Below are 13,805 nucleotides of genomic sequence, written 5' to 3'. Positions count from 1 at the left end.
AGTGGAATCCACCTGGCGGCCTGTCCAAGGCCCGCCGGGTGAGTTCCGCTGCGCCACGTGGGGTTGAGGCGCGCCACGTAGCCGCCGCGGGCGTCAGGCACCGCGACCGCACCGCCCCGGGCCCTCGAGCTCTCCCTCGTTTCCACGCGGGCGCACCGTGGGGACGGCCCCCCACTCAGGATTGTCAGAGCCGCGGACTAGGCTCGCGGGTGCCATGACGACCTATCCGGACTGGGTGCGCACCCTCGACGAGAACACCCTCCAGCGCCGCTTCGGGCACGACACGCTGGAGCGCGGCCGGCAGTATGCCGACGAAGGCCGCCTGCAGCGCATCCGGCGGGCGGACAATCTGGTGATGGCCGCGGTGCGCGGCTCGCAGTTCCAGACTTACCAGACCTCGGTGGTCTGCCAGGCGGGGCCGGCGTCGCTGGTCGCGACGTGCACCTGCCCGGTGCGCCGGGACTGCAAGCACGCGGCGGCGCTGATCGTCCACATGCGCGAGGCTCAGCCGCGGCGAGAGGTGTCGGGCTGGCAGCAGGTGCTCGATCCGCTGCTGACGCGGGCGGCGTCCGCCCGGGGTGGCACCCCGTTGGCGTTGCAGGTCGACGACGACGTCCAGGGCATCAGCCTGCGCCCGCTGCGCCTCGGGGCGCGGAACACGTGGGTGAAGTCGGGCGCGACGTGGGCCGACCTGCGCGGGCCGGAGGCTGCCTCGTTCGACCAGGCGCAGCTCGCGGCGCTGGTGGGGCTGCTGGAATCGCGCCGCCGCAACGACTTCTACTACGGCCACCGCGTCGACGCCCTTCCCCTGGCCGAGCTGCGGCCCGACGCGTGGGGGGTGTTGGAACGGGCCGTCAGCGTGGGCGTCCGGCTGCTGGGTGGGGAGGATCGGATGCGCCGCCGCATGCCCGACCCGCTGCTGGCGAGTGAGCCGTTCGTGCCCGCGATGCGGGTCGAGAGGGCCGACGAGGGCCTGCGGGTCACGCCCGCGTTGGCCGGCAACGAGGAGATCGGCCCGCTCGAGGGGGTGTCGTTCATCGGACGCCCCCCGCACGGTGTCAGTGCCAAGACGCCTGGGGGACGCCTCGTGCTCAGCCGGTTGAGTCGCCCGCTCGACCAGGCCGAGGCGCGGTTGTTCGAGGGGGGAGCGATGGCGATCCCCGCCGCGGACATCCCCCTGTTCGCCGCCGGTTTCCTGCCCCAGTTGCAGGATCGGCTGGCCGTCCGGGTCGACCCGGAGCTGGACCTGCCCACCGCGCAGCCGCCGCGGTTGCTCTGTCGGGTCACGTTCTCCGATCGGCGCGCCCAGGTGGCGTGGGGGTTCGCCTACCGGGTCGGCACCGAGGTCCACGAGCTGGGGGTGCGACCGGCGGCGTCCGACCCGCCGTTGCGCGACGCCGGAGCCGAGGCCGCGCTCGCGGCGTCCGTGCCGCAGGGGCCGTGGCGCACCGGGGGTGCGCTGCCGGAGCTGCACGAGACCACGGTGATCGGCCGCGGGCTCATCGCGTTCACCACCGCTGTGCTGCCGGGGTTGCTGGAGCGCGACGACGTCGACGTCACGCGCACCGGCGAGCCGCCGACCTTCACCGAAGCCGAGGAGGCGCCGCGCGTCGAGCTCACCGTGACCGACTCCGAGGTGGGGGACTGGTTCGACCTCGGCGTCGAGGTGTGGGTCGGGGACGAGCGGGTGCCGTTCGGGATGCTGTTCGCCGCGCTGTCGGTGGGTCAGGACCACCTGATTCTGGAATCGGGCACCTGGTTCGACCTGGCGATCCCGGAGCTGGAGGAGCTGCGGGCGCTCATCGATGAGGCCCGCGAGCTCGTCGACCACGACGGCGACACCTTCCACCTACGGCCCGAGCACGCCGGGTTGTGGGAGGAGCTGGTCGGGCTGGGCGTCGTGGGGGAGCAGTCCGCGGCGTGGCAGGAGGCCGTGACCGCGCTGCTCGACGTCGAATCGCTGCCGGAGGTGGCACCGCCGGTGGGGTTGCGTGCTGAGTTGCGCCCTTACCAGTTGACGGGATTCCGCTGGCTGTCGCTGCTGTGGCGCTCCCGGTTGGGCGGCATCTTGGCCGACGAGATGGGGCTCGGCAAGACCCTGCAGGCCTTGGCGATGGCGCAGTCGGCGTTCGAGGCCGGTGAGCTGGAGCGGCCGATGCTGGTGGTGGCACCCACCTCGGTGATCGGCACGTGGGCGTCCGAGGCCGCCCGGTTCACGCCCGACCTGCGGGTGGTGGCGGTCGACGGCACGGTCAAGCGGCGCGGGCACACGCTGGCCGAGGCGATCGAGGGGGCGCACGTCGTCGTGACATCCTACACACTGTTGCGGCTGGAGGCGGACGCCTACGCCGAGCAGCCCTGGTCGGCGGTGATGCTGGACGAGGCGCAGTTCGTGAAGAACCACAGCTCGCAGGCGTACAAGGCGGTCCGGCGGCTGCGGGCGCGCATGAAGGTGGCGCTGACCGGCACCCCGCTGGAGAACAACCTGATGGACCTGTGGTCGCTGCTGTCGATCACCGCGCCGGGGCTGTTTGTCGACCCGAAGACGTTCACCGACACCTATCGCAAGCCGATCGAGAACGGTGACGCTGAGGTGTTGGCCCGGTTGCACCGTCGGATTCGGCCGCTGATCCTGCGGCGCACGAAGGCGGCCGTGGCGAAGGAGTTGCCCGACAAGCAGGAGCAGGTGCTGCCCATCGAGCTGAGCCCGGCGCACCGCAAGCTCTACGACAAGCACCTGGCGCGCGAGCGGCAGAAGGTGCTGGGCCTGGTGGGGGATCTGGCGCGCAACCGGATCACGATCCTGCGGTCGCTGACGCTGCTGCGGCAGCTGGCGCTGGCACCCGTGTTGGTGGACGAGAGCTATCCGGAGGCCTCGGCCAAGGTCGACGCCCTGGTCGAGCGGCTGGGCGAGGTCATCTCGGAGGGTCACCGGGCGCTGGTGTTCAGCCAGTTCACCGGGTTCCTGGGGTTGGTGCGGCGGCGGCTGGAGGCGGAGGGCATCGCGTTGGAGTACCTGGACGGCCGGACGCGTGACCGCGCGGCGCGGATCGCATCATTCCGGGAGGGCGAGGCGCCGGTGTTCCTGATCTCGCTGAAGGCCGGGGGGTTCGGGCTCACGTTGACCGAGGCCGACTACGTGTTCATCCTCGACCCGTGGTGGAACCCGGCCGCGGAGTCGCAGGCCGTCGACCGTACCCACCGCATCGGGCAGGACAAGCCGGTCAACGTCTACCGCCTCGTCGCGGCCGACACCATCGAGGAGAAGGTCGTCGCCCTGCAGGAGACCAAGCGCCACCTGTTCGACCAGGTGGTCGGGCAGGCGTCCGACATTGCGGCTCCGTTGAGCGCCGCCGACATCCGGGGGTTGCTGGACGCCTGAGGCGGTCCCCCTCAGCCCGGGAGGATCAGCGCGGGACGCTCACGCCCCGCGCGGTCGTGCGTTCCAGATGCCCACCTGCGAAGTCCCAGCGCTGCGGGATGTGTCGCGGACGCGGCCAGATCGGCCTGCTCCAGCGGAGCGGTCTCGGCGACGGGGATGGTGGCTTGGCGGCGAGGTCGCACGGTGATGGCCAGCTTGCTCCACCAGTGCTCGACAGCTGTGCCGGCCCACGTGGCGCACCTCAGGCCCACGTGTCGCACCTCAGCCCCACGTGGCGCAGTGCAACTGACGTGGCGGCCCGTGCAAGGCCCTCCACGTGAGCGGCGCTGTGCCACGTGAAGCGTGGGTGCGCCAGGTGACGCGGAGAGGCGCCACGTGGAGGGGTCATGGCCGCCGCGGGCGTCCCACCCCCGGGGCTTGCCCAATTGGACCCGAGCACATGGCGCCATGGCACCGTTTCCTCGGGGCCAAATGCCCCGTGGGGCAGGAGACCAGCCCGGTCAGAGCATGGCGCCGATCATGCCGGTGAAGTACGGGATCAGCCAGATGGCCCACACGATCACCGACAACCGGTGGAAGGTGCGCAGCTCGGCGTCCCGGTTGCGGACGAGCACGACCACGGCCCACAGGAAGTGCACGGCCATCAGCACGAGTGCGATGAGCCCGGTCACGGCCATGACGTTCATCAGGACGCCGCCGGTCGCGGTCGCGCTGTCGTGCGTGCCGGCCTGCGCGATGAGGGACATGAGCCACGTGCCGGAGGCGTCGAAGGCCAGCCCGGCTCCAAACAGCACGACGTGGAAGGGGCGCAGGCGTCCGGCGATGCGCTCGGCCCACACGCCGGCGGTGTAGGCGACCAACGCCAGGGAGATGAGAATGATGGCAGCAACAAGCATGCCTTCACCCTCGCCTGAGCAGGGGTTTCACCGACACCGCCGGGCATCCATCCTTCGATGGACCCCCGGATGCCGGGGTCAGGAAACGGTGATCTCGAAGTCCCGCAGCGCGTACCCGGCGACGATCTCGTCCCATTCCAGGCGCGGTTCACGCACGAGCGCCACCTTGTGGGAGAACAGCCGGGTGAGAAACAGATCGGTCTCGCGCAGGGCGAGCGCGTTGCCCGGGCACTTGTGGGCGCCGTCGCCGAAGCTGATCATCTCCTCGCTGTACCCGCGCGGCAGCTCCCGGCCGGGGCACAGCGCGTCCGGCTGCTCGCCGACGATCCGTTCGTCGGCGTTGGTCCGGCGCAGGGAGAGATCGATCAGGGCGCCCTCGTGGATGACGTGGGTGACGTCGCCGTCGGTCACCTCGATGGCGCGCTGCGCGCGGCGGTACAGGTGGCCCACCACCGGTTCGAGGCGCAGCACCTCGCCGAGCATGGCGAGGCGCTCGGCCTCCCCGGCCACCACGAAGCGCTCGCGAAGGGCGTCGTTGCGCAGGAAGTGCAGCGTGGCCATGGAGATGAACTCGCGCGTCGTCACCATGCCGGCCGCGCCGTAGGTGATGCACTCCATCACGATGCCCATGTCGGAGTAGCCCTCGTCGATCAGGTGGCTGATGACGTCCTCGCGGCGCTCGGCCTTGCGGGCGCGGATCGCCGGGCGCACGTCGCGCAAGTAGAACACGAGCACCGGCAGGTTGCCGGTCAGCACCGCGCGCAGCGACTCGAAGCGGGAGCGGCCAAGACCCGGCTCGGCGAGGTCGAAGGGGGGCTGGTCGAAGAACTTCTCCAGCCGGTTCGCCATCGCATCGGTGTCGGAGTTCGTCAAGCCGATCACCTGGGCGGCCACGTCGACCGAGAGGCGCAGGGTCACATGGTCGAGTTGCACGGTGTCGGCCGCGACCATGGCGTCCACGAGGGCGTCCACCCGCTGGGTGATCAGCTCGGAGTAGCGCGTCGAGACGACCTTCGGGGCGAAGTAGCGGGCCACCTTGGCCCGCTGCTGGCGGTGCGCCTCGCCGTCCATGAACAGAATCGGGGTGTCCGTCATCCGCCCCTTCATCGACTCCGCGGTGAAGCCGGCCTGCGTGGTGGCGTCGCGCTCGCGCAGAACCTGGCGCGCCACCTCTGCGGAGCGGACGTGCCAGACGTCGCCCACCTTCTCCATGCGCGGCGTGGTGCGCTCGCCCTCGCGCTGGGAGACGCGGTCACAGGTACCAGTCATGCACCCATTCAACCCTGTATCCGGCCGCGTGCGCAGCCCCGCCGCCCCGGGGGCGGGGGTTTTGCCCGTTCGGGTGGGCTCAGCCGGCGGCTGCGGCGTCCAGTGCCTCGCTGTCGGCCCACTCCCAGAGCGTGCCCGGACGCCCCCGCCCCAGCACGACGCGCTTGTGCGCCACGCGCAGCTCCGGGATGGACGCCAGTCGACGGTTCAGGTTGCCGCGGTCGGGCTCGACGCCGTGGAGCGATCGAGTGACCGCGACCGCGGCCGAGACCGGGAACTGCGGGCCGGTCAGCGCGCGGGTGAAGGCGAGGTTGCGCCACAGCCGGTCGATGAGCAGCGGACGGCCCACCGTGACCATCTGGTCGTGGTCGAACGCCAGGTGGGGCACGGCGTCGAGGCGGTGCCACGTGACGTCGGGGTGCGGTTCGGCGTCGTCCGCCACGGCCCACATGACCACCGACAGCGTGAAGCCGCGCGGGTCACGGTGCGGTTCGTCGAACACGGTGAGCTGCCCCAGGTCGCGGACGCCGACGCCCAGCTTGGTCGCCACGGCGCGCCGCGAGGCGTCCACCAGACGCTCGCCCTCCAGCAGGGTCACCCCCGGCAGGGCCAGCTGCCCGATGTAGGGCTCGGTGGCCCGCGGGTAGACGGCGATCTCGACCTCGCGGCCGGCCTCGTCGTAGCGCAGGGTCAGCACGTCGACCGAGACGTTCGACGTGGGGCGGGGATCCATCGTGTCGTCCTCGTGCAGTTCCGGCGGGTGGGCGGGGCCCATGCTAGTCGCCGAGCCCGGCGGGGGGCGGCGCGGTCGTCAGCCGGTCAGATCGTCCGTGGGCAGGCCATCCGTGGGCAGGGGCGCCCAGCCGCGCTGGACGACGACACCGCCGGCGTCCAGTTGCGCGAGCACCGCCCGCTGCAGGGAGGTGGCGCGGGGCAGGGAGGCGAGGTCGACGTGCTGCCCCGAGCGGGTCTCGCGGTGGAAACCGAAGTACAGGGCGTCGCGCCGCCCGTCGCGCGGGGTGCCGTACCGGGTGAAACGGCCAGCGAAGCGGGCCATGTTGGACGCCGGGTCGAGCCGGGCGACCATGCTCGGGTCGAGTAACCACGATTCGCAGGTGATGCGGCTGATGGGGAAATCGGCGAACGCGGTGTCCGCCAGGTGGCGGGCCTGGCGGAAGGAATCGTCGACGGCGGCGGGCGTCAAGGAGCCCGTCTCGGGGATGTGGCAGCCGAGCACCCAGCCGAACACCTCGTCGCGCTCCAACGTGTACTGCAAACGCCCCAACCAGACGAGGCCGCCGGCGAAATTGGGCGCATTCCACCCGGTGGTGCCGAAGCCGAAGCGGCCGTGGACGCGGCGATGGACGGCGACCTGCTGGCCGAGGTCGGCCACCGAGCGCCAGGCGACGTCGGGGGTGACACCGCGGCGCACCAGCTCGTGCTGCACCTGCGGAGCGGCCGCGACGAGGGCGGCCAGGCCGAGCAACTCGGGGGCAAGCGGATGGTCGATCGGCTCGCCGTGGAGAGGGTTCGGCCGGTCCTCCAGGAGGCCGACACGGGCGGCGAGCAGGCCGTGGAGGCGCTCCACGGTGGCCCAGTCGGCGTCGGTGAACGCACGCAGGCAGTCGGTGAACGCCGCGGCGTCCTCGGGGCGGAACGCGAGGCGTCCGAGGAGTTCGGGCAGCGCGGTGCCGTCGGGATTCAGGGTCGTGCGTGCTGACACGGTGCTCCTCGTGCTCGGTCGGGAGGCCGGCTCCGGACGGTGGTGACCCAACGTACCCATGCGGACGCGGTGCCGGGCCAGCGGCCGGCGGATCGGCTCCGCGGAGCGGTGAAAAGAAGCGTGCCAAGTTATCCACACCACATCCCGGACAGGTGGATTTCCCCCCGCGTGTCCGCTTACCGTGGCCCTCACGTTGTTGTTTCGACCACGCGGAGATCAATGTCCACCGTCGCACCGGATGCCCGTCGTCCTCGTCTGCGCCTGCGGCGCAACCCCTTGTGGCTGCTCGCCGGCATCTTGGCCGTCGCCCTCGGGGGGCTCGCCTCGGCCTACCTCTACACGAGCGTGGCCTCGACCGAAGAGGTGTTGCGTGCGACACGGACGATCCATCGTGGCGAGCCCATCGTTGCCGGGGACCTGACGGTGGTGTCGGTGGGCACCGGGTCGGGCGTGGACACCGTGCCGGCCGACGACCTGGCCAGCGTCGTCGGGCAGCGGGCGACCCTCGACATCGCGAACGGCTCGTTGCTCGTCGGCGGCACCTACGGCGACGGTGCGCTGCCGGACGGGATGGCGCGTGTGGGCGTCCGGCTCGAGGCGGGCCGCTTCCCGACAGGCCTGACGGCGGGCACGAACGTGCTGGTCGTGGCGCTGCCCGACGCCAACGCGCAGAGTGCCTCGACCGAGCAGGCGGCGCTGCCTGCGAGCGTGCCAGCGACCCTCACGAGTGCGCCGGCGACGCAGAACGACGGAGCGGTGGTCATCGACCTGACGCTCTCGGCGACCCAGGCCGAGTCGGTGACCCGGCTGGCCTCGGCCAACCGGGTGTCCCTGGTGGAGCAGGACGCGGGCGCATGAGCACCGTGGTGCTGGCGAGCGCGTCGGGTGCGCCGGGCGTGACCACGACGGCGCTCGGGCTCACGTTGGCGTGGCCCAGGGACGTGCTGCTCCTGGACGCCGACCGCAGCGCGGCGCACACGGTGCTCGCCGGGTACCTGCGGGGCCAGGCGCCGCACGCGCTGGGCGTCCAGGGGTTGCTGCAGGCCTATCGGGAGCGCCTGCCGATGGGTGAGGCGCTGCTGGCCAACGCGCTGGCGTTGCCGGACGCCCGGGCCTCCCGGGCCGCCGAGGACCCATCGGGGCCGGATCGCCGCTTCGTCCCGGGTTTCACGCACCTGGGGTCGGTCGGTCTGTTCGACGGGGTCTGGGGGTCGTTGCTGGAGGCCGGCAGGGGCACCGATCGTGATCTCGTGGTGGACGCCGGGCGCCTCGGCCCCGCAGGGCTGGCCGGCGAGCTCGCCGGCGGTGCCGACATGATCGGGCTGGTCTGCCGCACCACGCTGGTCTCGCTGGCGGCCCTGCGGTTGCACCTGCCGCCGTTGGTGGACTCCGGACCGCCCGGCCGCGTGGGCCTGGTGCTGGTGGGCCCCGGGCGTCCCTACGGGGCACGGGAGGTGGCCGACCAGTTCGGCGTCCGCGTGTTGGCCGAGATTCCGTGGGAGCCCAAGGCCGCCGCCGACCTCATCGAGGCCGGGTCGTTGCCGCGCAACTGGTCGCGTCAGGGGTTGGCGCGGTCGTATGCGCGGACGGCCGAGCAGCTGCGAGCCGCCATGACCGAGGGGCTCACCCTGCCCCAAGGCGCGGAGACGGTGACGGTTGGGGCGGGGGGTGCGGCATGAACCCGGCTGCGCGGCCGTTGGCGGAGGTTCCGCTGCTCCAAGGGGCGGACTATGCGCTGTCGGCCCCCGAGATTCGGCGCGCCGAGGCCGTGGTGCCCCACGACACGGCCATCGACTGGGGTCTCGTCGTCATCCTGCGGCGGAAGGCGAGCGAGGAGATCACCCGCGAGACCGAACTCCAGGCCCAGGCGTCCGGCGGCGTGGTGGCGGAGGCCGACCGCCGGCTGCTGGGGCGTTCGGTCTGCCGACGAATCGTGCGTCAGCATGCCGAGGGCCAGAGCCACCTCGGGGAGTTGTGGCCGCTGGAGCGCGAGCGCGCCTACGCGGTCGCGCTGGAGGACGCGATCTTCGGTTACGGCCGGTTGCAGCCCCTCTTCGCGCTGCCCGACGCCGAGAACATCGAGATTCACGGCTGCGATTCGGTGATGGTGCAGTACGGCGACGGTCACCGCGTCGCCCACCCGCCGGTGGCCGACTCCGACGAGGAGCTCGTCGAGGCGATCCGGTTCCTGGGCGAGTCGGTCACCCCGCCGCGTCCGTTCGACGACGCGCACCCCACGATGACGTTGGCGCTCGGCAACCGGCACCGCCTGCACGCCATCGGTTTCGGCCTGAGCTACCGGCCCAGCGTCACGATCCGGCAGCACATCCTCACCGCCATCGACCTGCCCGAGTTGGTCGACCGCGGCATGCTGCCCGACGACGTGGGCCGCCTGCTGCATGCGGCGATCCTGGCGCGCATGTCCATCGTGATCGCCGGCGACCAGGGTGCGGGCAAGACGACGTTGTTGCGCGCGCTGATCGCGTCCATCCCGCCCAACGAGCGCTTCGGCACCCTGGAGACGGACTACGAGCTCCTCACCCACCTCCAACCCGGACGCCGCAACATGCTGGCGCTGCAGGCGCGGGTGGGGCTCGGTGAGATCTCCGACGGCCGGTCGGTGGGCGAGTTCTCGGTGGCGGACCTGATTCCCGAGGCGCTGCGCCAGAACCTGTCTCGACTGGTCGTGGGGGAGGTGCGCGGCGTCGAGGCTGGCGCGATGTTCGAGGCGATGCAGGCGGGCGCGGGGACGCTGAGCACGACGCACTCCCACTCCGCCGCCTCCACGATGGACCGGTTGGCCGCGCGCGTGGCGCAGGGTGGCGTCCTCACGATGGACGAGGCCTACCGCCAGATCGCGCTCCACATCGACCTGATCGTGCACGTGCAGCTCGACGACGACACGTGGCGCGGGGGCGTTCGCAACCGGTATGTCTCCGAGGTGCGCTCGCTGACCGGGGCGGTGGAGGGCAACCGGCCGGTGACGCACCTCGTGTACGCGGCGGGCGGTCCGGCAACGGCGTCGTCGTACCACCCCGAGGCCGCTCTGCTGGAGCAGCTTGAGCCGTTCTGGGGCACCTGGAGGCAGGCATGACGACGGCCGCGGTGGTGCTCGCCAGCATGCTGACGATCGGCGGGATCGTGCTGATCCTGGCGTGGTCGTTCGGGGTCGTGGGGGTGCCGGGGTCCGCGTCGTTCTCCACAGGCCTGTGGACGAAGGTTGTGGACAAGTACCAGCACATCCCGCGCCGCACCCTCGTGCTGACAGGGGTGTCCACCGTCGCGGCCGTGCTCGTGACCGTGTGGACGGGCTGGCCCCTGATGCTCGTCGTCGTGCCCCTGGCCGTGGTGGGTCTGCCCCACCTGCTGTCGGCGCCGCGCAACGTCGAGATAGAACTGCTCGGTGCCCTCGACCGCTGGGTGCGCGGCATGACGGCCACGATGGCGACCGGCAAGTCCATCACGGACGCCCTGCGCCTCAGCGCCCGCCAGGCCCCGCCCGAGCTCAGCGACTCGATGGTGCTGCTCGTGCGGCGGCTCGACGACCGCTGGACGCCCTCGGACGCGTTGCGTGCGCTGGCCGACGAGCTGGACAGCGCCGACGCCGACACCGTCATCGCCAGCCTCATCCTGGCCGTGCAGCGGGGCGGGAGTGGCGCCATCGTGACCCTCGCGGCGCTCGCAGACTCGGTGCAGGAGCGGCTCCGCGCCCTGCGCGAGGTCGAGGCCGAGCGCGCCAAGCCGCGGGCGGTCGTCCGCCATCGTACAATCCGAGTACCCAAGGCTTGGCTTCGTAACGCTAAGGTAACGATCCGGGGGTGCCGCTGGAAATTCGGGCACCTCAACCCCAGGATACAGAGTGGAGGGGTTTGAGCACGGCCTCCCCCTCCCTGTCGAGTCTCCGTAACGCTATGGTTACGATCCGCCGGTCTGTTGCGGATTCGGGCACCTCAACCGTAGGATACAGAGTAGAGGGCCTCCCGGATCGGGTGGCCCTCTCGTCATGTCCCCCCTCGGGCTTCCCACTCCTTCGGCCTGGGGGTGCGCCGCTCCGTGGTGTGTGAACTTCACCACGTCAGTTAGCGGCGTGGGCGAGCGTCGCTCCCGGTAGCTCCACACGATCGGTTCGTTGTTGACCTTTCGTTTGCCGGGGGCGATGCGCTCCCATTCAACCCAAGCTCTTGCCCTCGATCGCTTGCGCGCGCCCTCGATCGCTTGCGCGGTCGGGGGCTTCTTCTTTCGGCCCTCCAACTTCTGGATTGATCTATGTCCCTCACCCACAACGGAAGGAACCCCGATGGGATGGAACCTCGATACCCGGGCGGCTGCGGCCTACCTGGGCTACGCAGCGCACACGCTGGAGTGTTGGCGATGGGAGCGGCGTGGACCGCTCTACCTGAAGCTGCCCAGCGGTGCGATCCGCTATGACCGTGATGCCCTCGATGAATGGGCGAAGTCTGGGCACTGGACGAAGCCCTACCGCCACGACCTCGAAGGAGATGATCTCAGTGATTGATGCCCACACGCTCGTCACCCGCTTGTTCGCTATGTCCGATGGGGAGCTCTCCTCGCTCCATCCTGTCGGCACCGACGATCATGGCATCCTCACCGATCGCTACCGAAGGGCACGTGCCGCAACCCCGGGTTGGATGCCGTGGGACTACTCCCACAACAATCACCACCTCCTGCCGCGAGCCGATGTGCTCACGATCGTGGCGGACGCTCAGCGCGTGGACGCTGGCAACTCCCTTCATCGCGGCCCTGGGCGGCCTCCGAAGTCGGAGGGCAAGCCTCGAACGTGTGCGTCCTGTAAGGGCACCTACAGGGCCTATCGGAGCACCTCCCGATACTGCTCCAACCCCTGTCGCCAGCAAGCCTTCCGCGATGCTCGGAAGGCCGCTCAACCCCTCTAATCCCGTAACGCTAACCCTCGGGTTTATTCACCTCAAAGTTGTGTAGGAATGATCCTAAGCGAAGTGATCGCTAGACGTGACCTAGGACCCATCCCTAGGTCAACTCCGCTTAGAATCGTTCCTGGACGACTCTCATTGAAGGAGTGCCATGTCCAACCCCGTCTTCTACCTCTCTGCGGCGAGAGCCAGCTCGATGATCTACACCCCCACAATCACGGCTCAGACCGCTACCCCCCCCCCCCGGGGCGATCGCCGTTTCCGTCCAGTGCCCCTACTGCGAGGGCACTCACAGCCACACTCTGGAGCCTGCCCGCGACGACGACGGCCTACGCCTATCCCTCTGTGGGATCGGCTACACGATGGAGGGCGACACCCTCCGACGAATCCGCCGTGGCGGTTACTACCGAATCACCCTCGCCACCGAAGGAGTCCCATGTTCAACCCCGTTTCCTACGTCTCCATGGTGAGGGCTTCCCTCCGTGGGGATGCGCTCAAAATCGCCACCGTGCTCGCTGGGCACGCCGACAACGAAGGGGAGTTCGACGGTGCCGGCCGATGGCTGAGTCGATACGTCGGCGAAGCGGCTGGCTTGAAGCCGAAGGAAGCTGAAGCGGCGTTCTCCAAGCTGCGAAGCTTTGGCTTCGTCGCGCTCGTTGCTCGGGGCGACTCCACTATCCAGCGACCAGCCCGATATGCGCTCACGGGGTGGTCGTCGTGAGCGATTCTCGCACTCGCTTTCCCTGGGTGAAGCTCGATGCCGATTGGCTGGGCGAACACGTAGCCGATGGACGCCTTCCGCTGTGGATCCGGGTCTCCCTCGCCTCGTGGTATCGCCTCGATGCGAAGGGCTTCGCCTCGTTCGGTGCGTTCGGCCTCGACGGACTCACCGCCTCCAACTGGACCTCGGGGGAGGGGGAACTACAAGTGGACCTCGACACGGGGGAACTCCTCCCACCCTCGAAGCTCACCCGCGCCGTCCGCACGGCTGTGACGAATGGCTGGATCGGACCTGGCTCCAGCGTCCATCGGGCGTTCGTCCCTCACTCCGTGGTGAGCGTAGGCAACGTGAGGAACGCTCCGTGGCGTAGGGTCCATCGTCCATTCCTGGAGGCCCAGCTCTCCAACCCCTCCGTGCCGGGATGGGTGAGAGTCTCGCTTGCGAGCTGGGCCTACATGAGTCCACGCGGCTACGCCCCGTTCGGGGCGGGGGAACTCTCTGACCTCACGGGCGTCAGTAACGTCCGGCGTGCGCTGGCCGAAGCGATCGCGGCAGGTTGGGTGGGCGACGGCTCCACCCCTACCCGCGTCAACGGGATGCCGTCCGGTATCTGGGTGGGTCAAGCCACCTGAGAGCGTACGGATTCTGTCCCTTCACGTACGGATTCTGTCCCTGAGAGGGGCTTTGTCAGCGTACTTAGCGTTATGCCTCTCTCTACTTCTTGTAGCGGCGACGAAGGGACTGGGGGGTGGGAGGTTACCCGCTCCCCCCTTAGCCGTTCAACCCAGAGAGGGACAACCCCTCTCAACCCAGAGAGGGACAACCCCTCTCAACCCAGAGAGGGACAACCCCTCTCAACCCAGAGAGGGAGAACCCCTCTCAACCCAGAGAGGGACAACCCCTC

At 70.1% G+C, this 13,805-nt stretch carries 12 protein-coding genes; 8 read left to right on the top strand and 4 right to left on the bottom strand.

Annotated features, from left to right (window positions below):
• Window positions 1-214: 214 nt before the first annotated feature.
• Window positions 215-3,382, top strand: a complete 3,168-nt coding sequence (locus tag PCC79_RS16215; protein ID WP_342372459.1) for a DEAD/DEAH box helicase — start codon at window positions 215-217, stop codon at window positions 3,380-3,382.
• Window positions 3,383-3,882: 500 nt separating this feature from the next.
• Here PCC79_RS16215 and PCC79_RS16210 read toward each other — a convergent pair whose 3' ends face one another.
• From PCC79_RS16210 to PCC79_RS16195, 4 genes are all read right to left on the bottom strand, one after another.
• Window positions 3,883-4,278, bottom strand: a complete 396-nt coding sequence (locus PCC79_RS16210) for an HsmA family protein (RefSeq protein WP_232547046.1) — start codon at window positions 4,276-4,278, stop codon at window positions 3,883-3,885.
• A 78-nt stretch (window positions 4,279-4,356) separates the two neighbouring features.
• Window positions 4,357-5,547, bottom strand: a complete 1,191-nt coding sequence (locus PCC79_RS16205) for a cytochrome P450 (protein ID WP_342372458.1) — start codon at window positions 5,545-5,547, stop codon at window positions 4,357-4,359.
• 79 nt (window positions 5,548-5,626) lie between these two features.
• Entirely contained in the window at window positions 5,627-6,280 is a 654-nt protein-coding gene (locus PCC79_RS16200) for an NUDIX hydrolase (RefSeq protein WP_232547048.1), read from the bottom strand.
• A 78-nt stretch (window positions 6,281-6,358) separates the two neighbouring features.
• On the bottom strand, window positions 6,359-7,270 hold the full coding sequence (locus PCC79_RS16195) for an acyltransferase domain-containing protein (RefSeq protein ID WP_232547049.1): 912 nt from the start codon (window positions 7,268-7,270) through the stop codon (window positions 6,359-6,361).
• Between the two features lie 219 nt (window positions 7,271-7,489).
• On the opposite strand from PCC79_RS16195, the gene PCC79_RS16190 reads away from it, so the two are divergent.
• From PCC79_RS16190 to PCC79_RS16160, 7 genes are all read left to right on the top strand, one after another.
• Window positions 7,490-8,128, top strand: a complete 639-nt coding sequence (locus PCC79_RS16190) for an SAF domain-containing protein (protein WP_232547050.1) — start codon at window positions 7,490-7,492, stop codon at window positions 8,126-8,128.
• Window positions 8,125-8,949, top strand: a complete 825-nt coding sequence (locus tag PCC79_RS16185) for a hypothetical protein (protein ID WP_342372457.1) — start codon at window positions 8,125-8,127, stop codon at window positions 8,947-8,949. Before PCC79_RS16190 ends, PCC79_RS16185 begins: the two co-directional genes overlap by 4 nt.
• On the top strand, window positions 8,946-10,364 hold the full coding sequence (locus tag PCC79_RS16180) for a CpaF/VirB11 family protein (RefSeq protein WP_342372456.1): 1,419 nt from the start codon (window positions 8,946-8,948) through the stop codon (window positions 10,362-10,364). The genes PCC79_RS16185 and PCC79_RS16180 overlap by 4 nt, the downstream gene beginning before the upstream one ends.
• The gene (locus PCC79_RS16175; protein WP_342372455.1) at window positions 10,361-11,143 is read left to right on the top strand and encodes a type II secretion system F family protein; all 783 of its coding nucleotides are present in this window, start codon (window positions 10,361-10,363) and stop codon (window positions 11,141-11,143) included. The genes PCC79_RS16180 and PCC79_RS16175 overlap by 4 nt, the downstream gene beginning before the upstream one ends.
• A 424-nt stretch (window positions 11,144-11,567) precedes the next feature.
• Window positions 11,568-11,786, top strand: coding sequence for a helix-turn-helix domain-containing protein (locus PCC79_RS16170; protein WP_342372454.1), 219 nt, complete (start codon window positions 11,568-11,570; stop codon window positions 11,784-11,786).
• Window positions 11,787-12,616: 830 nt separating this feature from the next.
• A complete protein-coding gene (locus PCC79_RS16165) occupies window positions 12,617-12,901 on the top strand; it encodes a hypothetical protein (RefSeq protein ID WP_342372453.1) in 285 nt (94 codons plus the stop codon).
• Between the two features lie 26 nt (window positions 12,902-12,927).
• Window positions 12,928-13,533, top strand: a complete 606-nt coding sequence (locus PCC79_RS16160; protein WP_342372452.1) for a hypothetical protein — start codon at window positions 12,928-12,930, stop codon at window positions 13,531-13,533.
• Window positions 13,534-13,805 lie beyond the last annotated feature (272 nt).

Origin of the sequence: Propioniciclava soli, from assembly GCF_038502305.1 — a bacterium.
GTDB lineage: Bacteria > Actinomycetota > Actinomycetes > Propionibacteriales > Propionibacteriaceae > Propioniciclava > Propioniciclava soli.
The sequence above is the reverse complement of the archived record's forward strand: the minus strand, read 5'-3'. Positions and strand labels throughout refer to the sequence as shown.

What these genes read in the sequence shown, in the direction of transcription:
- PCC79_RS16210 (WP_232547046.1), bottom strand. Translation starts at nt 4,278, where the DNA reads ATGCTTGTTGCTGCCATCATTCTCATCTCCCTGGCGTTGGTCGCCTAC.
- PCC79_RS16205 (WP_342372458.1), bottom strand. Translation starts at nt 5,547, where the DNA reads ATGACTGGTACCTGTGACCGCGTCTCCCAGCGCGAGGGCGAGCGCACC.
- PCC79_RS16180 (WP_342372456.1), top strand. Translation starts at nt 8,946, where the DNA reads ATGAACCCGGCTGCGCGGCCGTTGGCGGAGGTTCCGCTGCTCCAAGGG.
- PCC79_RS16190 (WP_232547050.1), top strand. Translation starts at nt 7,490, where the DNA reads ATGTCCACCGTCGCACCGGATGCCCGTCGTCCTCGTCTGCGCCTGCGG.
- PCC79_RS16200 (WP_232547048.1), bottom strand. Translation starts at nt 6,280, where the DNA reads ATGGATCCCCGCCCCACGTCGAACGTCTCGGTCGACGTGCTGACCCTG.
- PCC79_RS16185 (WP_342372457.1), top strand. Translation starts at nt 8,125, where the DNA reads ATGAGCACCGTGGTGCTGGCGAGCGCGTCGGGTGCGCCGGGCGTGACC.
- PCC79_RS16175 (WP_342372455.1), top strand. Translation starts at nt 10,361, where the DNA reads ATGACGACGGCCGCGGTGGTGCTCGCCAGCATGCTGACGATCGGCGGG.
- PCC79_RS16165 (WP_342372453.1), top strand. Translation starts at nt 12,617, where the DNA reads ATGTTCAACCCCGTTTCCTACGTCTCCATGGTGAGGGCTTCCCTCCGT.
- PCC79_RS16170 (WP_342372454.1), top strand. Translation starts at nt 11,568, where the DNA reads ATGGGATGGAACCTCGATACCCGGGCGGCTGCGGCCTACCTGGGCTAC.
- PCC79_RS16215 (WP_342372459.1), top strand. Translation starts at nt 215, where the DNA reads ATGACGACCTATCCGGACTGGGTGCGCACCCTCGACGAGAACACCCTC.